Genomic DNA, 11,226 nt, shown 5'->3' on the forward strand with positions numbered 1-11,226 from the left:
TCAGCGGAGAGACAGGCTCTCGAACCTATACATTCAAGAAATATCATAAAATTGCAAATTACTGATAATCACACACAATTTGGAATACATAGTAAATCTAAATCTTTCTGAATATCTTTTGCTATTCCAAATATTGGGTGTATATTTGGGTGTAGAATTTCAAACGCACCCAATTATGAATATCAAACGAAACATCATTTTTGCATTGGAAAGCCGGAAAAAGAACGGTGTGCCAATTGTGGAGAATGTCCCCATCCGTATGCGCGTCATATACGCAAGCCAGCGCATTGAGTTTACAACGGGTTACCGCATCGATGTAGCCAAATGGGATTCCGACAAGCAGCGAGTAAAGAACGGGTGTACCAACAAATTAAAGCAAAGTGCATCTGAAATCAATGCCGATCTGCTGAAATACTATGCCGAAATTCAAAATGTGTTCAAGGAGTTTGAGGTACAGGAAACCATGCCAACTACCCAACAACTAAAGGATGCATTCAACCTGCGGATGAAGAATGCCAACGAAGAACAGCAGGAAGAAGCACAGATAAGTTTTTGGGAGGTGTTCGATGAATTTGTAAAAGAATGCGGCAATCAGAATAACTGGACTGAATCCACATACGAAAAGTTTGCAGCCGTTAAAAATCACCTCAAGGAGTTCAAGGAAGATGTGACCTTTGAATATTTCGATGAGTTCGGATTGAACGAGTATATCAATTTCCTGCGTGACAAAAAAGACATGAGAAACAGTACCATCGGTAAACAAATGGGATTCCTCAAATGGTTCCTGCGATGGAGCTTCAAGAAAGACTATCACCAGAATATAGCATACGATACGTTCAAACCGAAATTGAAAACCACCCCCAAGAAGGTAATCTTCCTGACATGGGAAGAGTTGAACAGACTAAAAGACTATCAGATACCCAAAGACAAACAGTATCTGGAACGTGTCCGGGATGTTTTCCTGTTCTGTTGCTTTACCAGTCTGCGTTATTCAGATGTTCGTAACCTAAAGAGAAGTGATGTCAAGTCCGACCATATAGAAGTCACCACCGTTAAAACGGCAGATAGTCTGAGTATTGAACTGAACAAGTACAGTAAAGCCATACTTGAAAAATACAAGGACATCCATTTTGAAAACCACATGGCATTGCCTGTTATCAGCAATCAGAAAATGAATGATTATCTGAAAGAACTGGGAGAACTGGCAGAAATTAACGAACCTATACGTGAAACCTACTACAAAGGAAATGAACGTATAGATGAAGTTACACCGAAATACGCATTACTCAGCACACATGCAGGAAGAAGGACATTCATCTGTAATGCACTGGCTCTCGGTATTCCTGCACAGGTTGTAATGAAATGGACAGGGCACAGTGATTATAAAGCCATGAAGCCTTACATTGACATAGCAGACGATATTAAGGCCAATGCAATGAACAAGTTTAACCAACTCTAAAAGTATCAGTCAGTTTCACAGATTATCCATTATTAGAGTTATCTTTGTTAAGTAATAGTTAGTGATATGGAAAATAACAACGAACATAATATAAAGAAAGGTCATTTTGATGCCTTTGTCCATGCTGTCGGTTCGGAAATAGAACAGGCACAAGTCCGACTCATTACCGCAGCCAATGCCCAGATGTTGTTCCATTACTGGAAAATGGGGAATTATATACTGTACCACCAACACCTACATGGGTGGGGTGGTAAAATTATCAAAAAATTGGCACAGGCAATCAGATTCAATTATCCTGAAAAGAAGGGATATTCGGAACGTAATCTTACTTATATGTGCCAGTTTGCCCGTTTATATCCGTTAAATGTACTTCGTAGTTTTATTGAAGCAGATTCAATACTGTCGGTCCCAAATATTCAAAACATTACTAATGAAGTCCTTAAGCTCAATAGCGGACAATTTACGCAGGAGCTTACTGCGCAAATACAATCAGCTGATAATCAATCTTTAGAAATTACGCAGGAGGTTCCTGCGCAATTTCAGAATGTAGCAAAAACAGTAGCAACCATCTATAAAATAAAAATAGAGGATATAGAAGATTTATTCTTGGCGTCACCGATTGCAAGAATAAATTGGGCAAGCCATATGGTCATACTCAATAATCCGCTACCATTGGGCGTAAGGTATTGGTATATGAAACAATCTGTAGAAATGGGTTGGAGCAGTAATGTGCTGAAAATGCAGATTGAAAGTAATCTGTATGACAGACAAATCAAGAGTAACAAGGTAAACAACTTCACTGCCACACTTCCGGCACCTCAAAGCGATCTTGCCAATTATCTGTTAAAAGACCCGTATATCTTTGACTTGGCAGGAGCAAAGGAAAAGGCTGACGAAAGGGATATAGAAGAACAGTTGGTAAAGCATGTAACCCGTTACTTGCTGGAAATGGGTAACGGCTTTGCTTTTGTTGCCAGACAAAAACATTTCCAGATTGGGGACAGTGACTTTTTCGCCGACCTGATCCTATATAATATCAAGCTCCATGCCTATGTTGTCGTGGAATTGAAAGCAACGCCATTCAAACCGGAATATGCAGGGCAGTTAAATTTCTATATCAATGTTGTAGATGATAAACTGAGGGGAGAAAATGATAACAAGACCATCGGTCTTTTGCTGTGCAGGGGTAAGGATGAGGTCGTGGCACAATATGCCTTGGCTGGATATGACCAGCCGATAGGTATCAGCGACTATCAATTGAGCAAGGCAGTACCCGAAAATCTGAAATCTGCCCTACCGAGTATAGAAGAAGTGGAAGAAGAACTGACCTTATTCCTTGACAAGGACAAGAACCCATAATATAAAGTATATGGCAGGAAAGATACAGACGATGATTCCCCAATATGGAGAACTCAACAGAATATACAGAGACTATATAGATAATTACGCTTTTTCTTTTGACAGGCAGAAATTCATATCGGATTTCTATCAGGAGTATAATGACATGAAATCCTTTGAAGCCGCTATCCTTGAACTGGTGCTTGACAAGCAAAAAGAGCAATACACCTTGATACTCAACAGCCTGAAAACTGAAATAGAAAAGAGCATACAGGCTTATGAGATACGCCCGTTAAGTGACAGAGCCATAGAACGTGCTTGCTATCAGCACATGGAAAGGTATTCTCAGGAAATTGAAGCCCAGCTGGATGTTACAAGAAGTCTGAGCAAGCCGCTGAATGAAGCCAACAACAGGTATGATTCCATTGGTTACAGGGAGCATACAGCCGAAGAGGAAAAACAGGCAGAGAAAGAATATGAACGCTGCAAGGCTGAATATGACAGGGAAAAAGCCAAACTGAACAAACTCTATGATCAGCAAAAGGCTGCAAGAACAGAGGCATTCCAATACATGAAGAACTGTTGTGCGGACATATACCGTCAAAGCTGCCTTTTTCTGGATATATTGAAGAAATACATTCCTGACGGAAAGCAAGAGAATAAATCAAGCGAGCCAATCAGTCAGCAGGAAACGACAGAAGAACAACAGGAATATTTCAGCATGAAATTACTTTCGCTCATTCATGAGGTGTGCATAGGAGAACAGTTCGAAGAAATTTCCGCACTGGATTTCTATGCCAATATGAATCTTCACCCCTGCAACTGTAAGCTGAAAATAAAACCGAGAGAGAAAATACGTGTATGCTATCTGATATTCCTGATGAGCGAGAAACTCTCCAAACAGGACAGGGACAAATGGAAAGACAGAATACTGAAACTGCTGGATATTGACGACAGCTACTACAAATCCAAGTACAAGGAGCCTGTTTCAGATTTCCCCAGTGACAGCAACCAAAATTTCGCCAAGGAAATGGAACATATATTCAGATAATCCGTAATATATCCTGATACTTTACGAAAGTTCCACTTTTACCACTCAAAATAATTTTTGAGTGGTATTTTTATTTTCTGATATTCAATAAGATACAATGATATTCAGTTTGTACCGTCCCCATCCTTACCACTCATAACCCTACCTAATTTTGCATCGTTCGAGAACAGAAATAACAGCCAGTGCGCAGGGCTGATTGTTTAACGACTAAATAGATTGGACGATGACAAATATCCAAGAATTATTATCAAAACCCGTCTGGCAGATGACAGGCGAAGAATTCATATTCCTGAGTAAGCACGCTTCAGGTCAGGCCGAAGCATTGCCGCAACCCGTTACAGACACGGAAAAGAAGTATGTGTACGGAATACTCGGTATAGCCAAACTGTTCGGGTGCAGTCTGCCCACTGCCAACCGCATAAAGAAAAGCGGTAAGATAGACAAGGCGATTACCCAGATAGGGCGCAAGATTATCGTAGATGCGGAATTGGCTCTTGAGCTTGCCGGGAAGAAAACAGGAGGACGGAAATAATGGGAGGTATGCTTATGGACTATATGAAAGAAATAAAGGAGATTTCGGCAGAACAGGCAATAATCCTTTGGCAAGCTTCACGCCTGAGTCTGTCGAAAATCTACGAAAAAGCACCTGAGATTCTAAAAGTGCAAGGTTCGGTCATTGGTACACTGGGCAATTTCAGTGCATCCATCGGCAAAGCCAAGAGTAAAAAGACTTTCAATGTATCGGCTATCGTAGCCGCCGCATTGAAAAACGGTACGGTACTGCGGTATGTTGCGGAACTACCGGAAGAAAAAAGGAAGATTCTTTATGTGGACACGGAACAAAGCCATTATCACTGTCTGAAAGTCATGAAACGTATTTTACGGCTTGCTGATCTTCCTGATGACAGGGACAATGAACATCTGGAGTTTCTCGCTTTGAGGAAATACACGCCCGAACAGCGTATCAGGATTGTCGAACAGGCTATCTATAATACACCGGACATAGGGCTTGTAATCATAGACGGCATCCGTGATATGGTATATGACATCAACAGTCCGGGAGAATCGACACGCATTATATCCAAACTGATGCAGTGGACGGATGACAGGCAGATACACATCCATACGATACTCCACCAGAACAAAGGCGATGAAAACGCAAGAGGGCATATCGGTACGGAGCTGAACAACAAGGCGGAAACCGTTCTGCTGGTGGAAAAGGACAAGAGCAACGGGGATATAAGCAATGTTTCAGCCATGCACATCCGTGCAATGGATTTCGAGCCTTTCGCTTTCCGTATCAACGACAATGCATTGCCTGAACTCATAGAGGGGTACAGACCCGAAGCGAAGAAACCCGGAAGACCGGAAGAGGAAAAGTTTGACCCTTACAGACATATTAGCGAACAGCAGCACCGCATAGCACTGGAAGCGGCTTTCGGACTGAAAGAGGAATACGGCTACAAGGATCTGGAAACCTCCTTAATCAAGTCATATATGTCGGTAGGTGTAAAACTGAACCATCAAAAAGCGGTATCACTTATCACCATGCTCCGGAACAAACGGATGATAGTACAGGAGAACGGCAGGAAATACACGTTCAAGCCGGACTTTCACTATTAGACCGTATAACCTGTAATCACTTCACTTTATTCGGCAGGTCTATATATTAAGAATAAAGCGAAGCGGTTGTAGGGAATAGAAAAGCGCTTCACTTTATTACCGTATCCTATATATACGAAGATAAAGTGAAGTGATTATACAGACCGTACTTCATAAAAAAGTACGGGCGAAAAGAGAAATAAATATTCCAACCATTATTCAAACACTCATCTTATTATGGATATACAGACAGCAAAACAAATCAGGATAGCGGATTTTCTGTACAGTTTGGGATATTCTCCCGTCAAGCAGCAAGGTATTAACCTATGGTACAAATCCCCGTTACGGGAAGAGACAGAACCCTCGTTCAAAGTAAATACCGAGCGCAACCAATGGTATGATTTCGCAATCGGCAAAGGTGGAAATATCATCGCACTGGCACAGGAACTCTACTGTTCCGACTATGTGCCTTATCTTCTACAGAAAATCGAAGAACAGATACCACACATACGTCCCGTGTCTTTCTCTTTTGGCAAGCAATCATTTTCCGAACCGAGTTTTCAGCAATTGGACATTGTGCTGCTGGCTTCTCCTGCCCTGCTTGCCTACCTACAGGAAAGAGGGATAAACACGGCACTGGCGAAAAGAGAATGTAAGGAAGCCCGTTTCACCCACAACGGCAAACGGTATTTCGCCATTGCCTTTCCGAACATATCAGGCGGATATGAAATTCGCAACCGATATTTCAAGGGATGTATCGCACCAAAAGAAATATCCCATATCAGACAGTCAGGAAAACCAAGGAGTACATGTTACGTTTTTGAGGGATTTATGGATTACCTTTCCTTTCTTACTTTAAGGCTGGAAAGCTGTCCGCAATCACCCGACTTCGACAGACAGGATTACATAGTTCTTAATTCCGTAGCCAATGTTCCCAAGGCACTCTATCCGTTGGGAAGCTATGAGCGCATCCACTGTTTCTTTGACAATGACCGTGCAGGAATGGAAGCAATACAGCAAATCCGAAAGGAGTATGATGCTACCCGGTATATACGTGACGCCTCGCAAATCTACAGTGGATGTAAAGATCTGAACGAATATTTACAGAAACGAATAGCCGATAGGAAAGAGCAAGCGCAATCTGTCGAAAAGAGGAATGATACGCTATCCAAGAAACCGAAAGGCTTCCGGTTATAGCCCACTATAACTACACGCTTCGCTTTCGTAGTTGTGGGCTCTCCCGAGGGGATTAGGGCTTTGCCCTAATGACCCACTCAGGGCGTTTCACCCCTGAGAACCCCGAGCAAAGAGTGACCCTCTCTTTGCAATCTCCGCTTATGGGTTACCCCTAAGAACCCCTCTGCGAAAGCGAGCAAAGTAAATCAATTGTAAACAAAGGAAAGAAGCTATGGCAACAAAATCAAGCATACATATCAAGCCTTGCAACATCGCATCGAGCGAGGCACACAACCGAAGGACTGCCGAGTATATGCGTAATATCGGGGAGTCCAGAATCTATGTCGTTCCCGAACTTTCCACCGATAACGAACAGTGGATAAATCCCGACTTCGGCACTCCCGAACTGCGAACTCATTATGACAATATCAAGCAAATGGTCAAGGAAAAGACCGGACGTGCCATGCAGGAAAAGGAAAGGGAACGCAAGGGAAAGAATGGAAAGATTATCAAGGTGGCGGGATGCTCACCCATCCGTGAAGGAGTATTGCTTATCAGACCGGACACCACACTGGCTGATGTACGCAAATTCGGTGAAGAGTGCCAAAGACGCTGGGGCATCACTCCGCTACAGATTTTCCTGCATAAAGACGAAGGGCATTGGCTGAACGGTCAGCCGGAAGCAGAAGACAAGGAGAGCTTCCAAGTCGGTAACAGATGGTTCAAACCAAATTATCATGCTCATGTCGTATTCGACTGGATGAACCATGAAACTGGAAAGAGCCGAAAGCTCAATGACGAGGATATGGCAACCATGCAGACCCTTGCTTCCGATATTCTCCTGATGGAACGTGGACAGGCAAAAGCTGTCACAGGTAAAGAGCATCTGGAACGAAATGATTTCATCATTGAGAAGCAGAAAGCCGAACTGCAACGTATAGAGGAAACCAAGCGACACAAGGAACAACAAGTAAGCCTTGCCGAACAGGAACTCAAACAGGTAAAAGCAGAGATACGCACGGACAAACTAAAGAAAACAGCCACCAATGCTGCTACCGCCATAGCAAGCGGTGTAGGTTCTCTTTTCGGAAGCGGTAAGCTGAAAGAACTGGAACATCACATCGAGCAGCTACATCAGGAAATTACCAAACGGGACAAAGCTACTGATGAATTAAAAATTCAGATACAACAAATACAGGAACAGCATAGCAGACAAATTCGTAATCTTCAAAGAATACATAATCAAGAACTTGAAGCCAAAGACAAGGAAATATCACGATTGAGCACCTTGCTTGAAAAAGCCCACAAATGGTTTCCCATGTTCAAAGAGATGTTGAGAATGGAAAAATTATGCGCTGTTATCGGGTTTACCAAAGACATGATAGAAAACCTCTTGACAAAGAAAGAATCCATACAATGTAGTGGCAAAATTTATTCCGAAGAACACAGGTGGAAATTTGACATCAAGAATGATATTTTTAGGGTTGAGAAACATCCGATGGATAGTGGTAAGCTTATGCTGACCATAAACCGACAACCCATAGTACAATGGTTTAAGGAACAATGGGAAAAGTTACAGCAGAATCTACGTAACTCGGTGCAGAGAGAGCAAAAATCCAGAGGATTTAGAATATAGAATAGCCTATTATTAATAAAATCAAGTATCTATGCATCCAAACAGATTGTTTTTATTACAGAATCAAAATCCTAAGAATTTATAAAAAATGAAGCCTAAAGAAGTTTTGGAAAAATGGATAGATTGCTTTAACAAAGCAGATGCTTATCATATAGCAGAGCTGTATGCTACTAATGCAGTAAATCATCAAGTCGCAAACGAACCAATAATAGGTAAAGAATCAATCTACAAAATGTTTGTGAATGAATTTGCCACTGCTAAAATGGTTTGTATGGTGGAAAATATTTTTGAAGATGGCGAATGGGCTATCATGGAATGGAAAGACTCTCTTGGACTTCGTGGATGCGGATTTTTTCATGTAAAAGATAACAAAATCGTCTTTCAAAGAGGGTATTGGGATAAACTTTCATTCTTGAAGCAACACAATCTTCCAATTGAATAAGTACTATCAGAATACGGACTGGGAAATTGAAATACCCAGTCCGAGTTATATAATGAATTTTACTTGTTAAACTATTTAAAGTCAGTTGGATAACAAACCATACCTTTCACATTCTCAGTAGCTCCAGGTATTAATTCAGCCACCATGCAATATTCATGAGAGACTTCGAAAGGAAATTCAATTCCTAAATCGATAGCCTTGCGATAGCCAAATCGAGGATAATACTCTTTATGCCCCAATACGACTGCTGTGCCGTAACCCAAAAGTGCTGCCCTCTGATGGGCTTACTGAATCAACATCCCCCCCCCAATTCCCTTACGCTGGAATTCCGGCAAGACTGCCAATGGAGCTACACTCAGGGATGTGACAGACTGGGTGTCACTGTCTATCTTTACTTCTGTAAGTAAGATATACCAGACAATTTGTTTTTCTGTCATTTTCTTGTTCTTATCTAATTGTTAGGCTCATTGTTGTTATACATTGTTTAATTATAGATAAATCGTGAATATCCTTCTCTCTTAAATCGTAGCCCGAATGGAATACTTGTTGCCCTTTTGCAGAAATGCAAGGGATGCTTCTGCCTTCAAAGACTGCTGTTCCAAAATAGTCCGGTTGAAATTCATACCAGCCTCCATCCAAGTCGGCTTGTTTGGAAGTGCCGTCCGCATTCAAGACAAAAGGATGGATATCAATATAGCCTAATTCTTTGCTATACAGTTCCACACGGGTGGGCAACCAATTTGTTTCAATTTGATATCCTCTCTCCTGCAAAAGATCAAGGAGTTGGTCTGTATAATTGGCATCAAAATCAATGTCAATATCTCTATGCAAGCGGGTTTGCTGTCCGTACAAGACATCCACTCCCCAGCCTCCATCCAACCAAAACTGCATGTCCAGGCTTTCCAACAAGTCCAAAACTTGAAATAACTCTGTAATCGTAGTGTGTTCTTTCTTTGTCATATAATAATTCTTTAATAAATAATACTATGCGTAATTATCCAACTGCTTGATTGAAGAAATAAAATTTGCACCCACTCCAATCAGAAAGATAACCCATCCGCTGATCATAAAGACGGATGTGATACCCCATGCTTCCACCCAATATCCTGAAGCTACGATACCCAGCATTGATGGAAAGGTACTCAAACTAAAGATGAGAGAAAAAGTCCGTCCAAGCATGTCCGAAGCCAAGTTCTGCTGAATAATAGCGATGAAAAGCGCATGGTAAATGGAATAGGCTATGCCTCCTGTAAATGTTAGGCAAACAAAACCTATAAATGCGCTTGATGGTAAATAACTGGCGCTAATCAGATACAATCCCAATATCACATAAGCCGTATGCATCACTAATGTTTGCTTGCTTTTCAAAGCCTTACAGGCAAGTACTAAACCGCCCAACAATGCCCCTGAGCCCCAACCCATTTCCACAACTCCCATTTGCAAAATGTTTCCGTTGAAATGCAGAAGCGTCATAAAAGGAAATAACGTAAAAACAGGCATAAGGACAAAAGTCACCAGCGTAAAGCATACGAATAAAGGCAAAATGCCCATTGTACGCCGCAAGGTATGCCAACATTCCGTCAGTTCTTTTTTGAAATCTGGAAGAACTTTCGTTTTTTGAAGAGAAGGAATCTGGACACAAAGTAAGGTCAGACAAGCAGCAACAGCTCCGATCACATCTATGAGCAGAATATACTGTATGGGAAGCCAAACAACGAGGCTTGCCCCTACAACGGGAGCTATCACCTCACTGAAGGATTGAATGGAATGGTACAAACCTGATACCCTGACAAGATGGTGCTTGGGAACCAGTAGAGGGATGCTTGCCTGTAAAGCAGGTGCATGAAACGTACTGCCTATTGAACGACAAGCAGTCAATAGATAAAAAAAAGAAAGGTCTTTATAACCCTTGGTTATCACAATAAAAAGACATAGGGTACAGAACGCGATGAACAAGTCCGAATAAAACATCGTTTTCTTTCGATTCCATCTGTCAACATAGACCCCGGCAAACAAGCCTAATACAAATTGTGGTAAAAATCCAGCTAAAATAGCCAGAGATAAAGCTGTCGGGGATTTAAATTCGTTGCTAATCCAAAAAATAATGGAGAAGCCAACAATCGTACTTGTTAAAATAGATATGAGTTGGCCTATTCCTATCACGGCCAAAGTTGATTTCCAATGATTCATTGTGCTAATATTTCATGCGTTTATAGATAAGTACTTTCGTACATTAAGCAAAACGAAATTCTATCCACACAAAAAACTTGTATTATAATCCACTCCTGACGTTGGAATACAATAACAAATACTTTCAGGACGATGTAAAGTCCTGAAAAATCAAACTGAATGGATAGATAAATATTAGTCTTTTCTCATCGGATTCTTTTAATATCGCTACTCTTTTATTATGTAGTGGTTGTATTATCTTAAATAAAACAAAAACACCGACTTTACATTCTTGGGTGTAAAACTGGGTGTTTGTTTTGCAATCTGCTGATTTTCAGCGTTTGTTGCGGAGA

At 41.3% G+C, this 11,226-nt stretch carries 10 protein-coding genes; 8 read left to right on the forward strand and 2 right to left on the reverse strand.

Translation table 11 applies throughout. The annotated features are described in order from the left end of the window. Positions 1-175: 175 nt before the first annotated feature. The 8 genes from H9625_RS16100 (at position 176) to H9625_RS16135 (ending at position 8,704) form a co-directional block, all read left to right on the forward strand. A complete protein-coding gene (locus H9625_RS16100; RefSeq protein WP_021992115.1) occupies positions 176-1,459 on the forward strand; it encodes a site-specific integrase in 1,284 nt (427 codons plus the stop codon). Positions 1,460-1,525: 66 nt separating this feature from the next. Then, positions 1,526-2,818, forward strand: coding sequence for a PDDEXK nuclease domain-containing protein (locus H9625_RS16105; RefSeq protein WP_007842332.1), 1,293 nt, complete (start codon positions 1,526-1,528; stop codon positions 2,816-2,818). A 10-nt stretch (positions 2,819-2,828) separates the two neighbouring features. Next, on the forward strand, positions 2,829-3,848 hold the full coding sequence (locus H9625_RS16110; protein WP_007842331.1) for a hypothetical protein: 1,020 nt from the start codon (positions 2,829-2,831) through the stop codon (positions 3,846-3,848). A 223-nt stretch (positions 3,849-4,071) separates the two neighbouring features. Continuing rightward, positions 4,072-4,380, forward strand: coding sequence for a DUF3853 family protein (locus H9625_RS16115; protein ID WP_007842330.1), 309 nt, complete (start codon positions 4,072-4,074; stop codon positions 4,378-4,380). A 14-nt stretch (positions 4,381-4,394) separates the two neighbouring features. Beyond that, the gene (locus H9625_RS16120) at positions 4,395-5,471 is read left to right on the forward strand and encodes an AAA family ATPase (protein ID WP_057089129.1); all 1,077 of its coding nucleotides are present in this window, start codon (positions 4,395-4,397) and stop codon (positions 5,469-5,471) included. A 216-nt stretch (positions 5,472-5,687) separates the two neighbouring features. Beyond that, the gene (locus H9625_RS16125) at positions 5,688-6,647 is read left to right on the forward strand and encodes a toprim domain-containing protein (protein WP_007842328.1); all 960 of its coding nucleotides are present in this window, start codon (positions 5,688-5,690) and stop codon (positions 6,645-6,647) included. Between the two features lie 211 nt (positions 6,648-6,858). Then, positions 6,859-8,262, forward strand: a complete 1,404-nt coding sequence (locus H9625_RS16130) for a hypothetical protein (RefSeq protein WP_004308779.1) — start codon at positions 6,859-6,861, stop codon at positions 8,260-8,262. Positions 8,263-8,350: 88 nt separating this feature from the next. Beyond that, positions 8,351-8,704 (forward strand): nuclear transport factor 2 family protein, encoded by a 354-nt coding sequence (locus H9625_RS16135; protein ID WP_004308780.1) that lies wholly within the window; start codon positions 8,351-8,353, stop codon positions 8,702-8,704. Between the two features lie 447 nt (positions 8,705-9,151). Here the strand turns inward: H9625_RS16135 and lnu(AN2) are convergent, their stop codons facing one another. Together lnu(AN2) and mef(En2) are read right to left on the reverse strand one after the other, a co-directional pair. Further along, entirely contained in the window at positions 9,152-9,664 is a 513-nt protein-coding gene (lnu(AN2), locus tag H9625_RS16140; RefSeq protein ID WP_004308783.1) for a lincosamide nucleotidyltransferase Lnu(AN2), read from the reverse strand. A gap of 24 nt (positions 9,665-9,688) precedes the next feature. Further along, entirely contained in the window at positions 9,689-10,894 is a 1,206-nt protein-coding gene (gene mef(En2), locus H9625_RS16145; protein WP_005786079.1) for a macrolide efflux MFS transporter Mef(En2), read from the reverse strand. Positions 10,895-11,226 lie beyond the last annotated feature (332 nt).

The sequence above is a fragment of the Phocaeicola intestinalis genome (genome assembly GCF_014837065.1).
GTDB lineage: Bacteria > Bacteroidota > Bacteroidia > Bacteroidales > Bacteroidaceae > Phocaeicola > Phocaeicola intestinalis.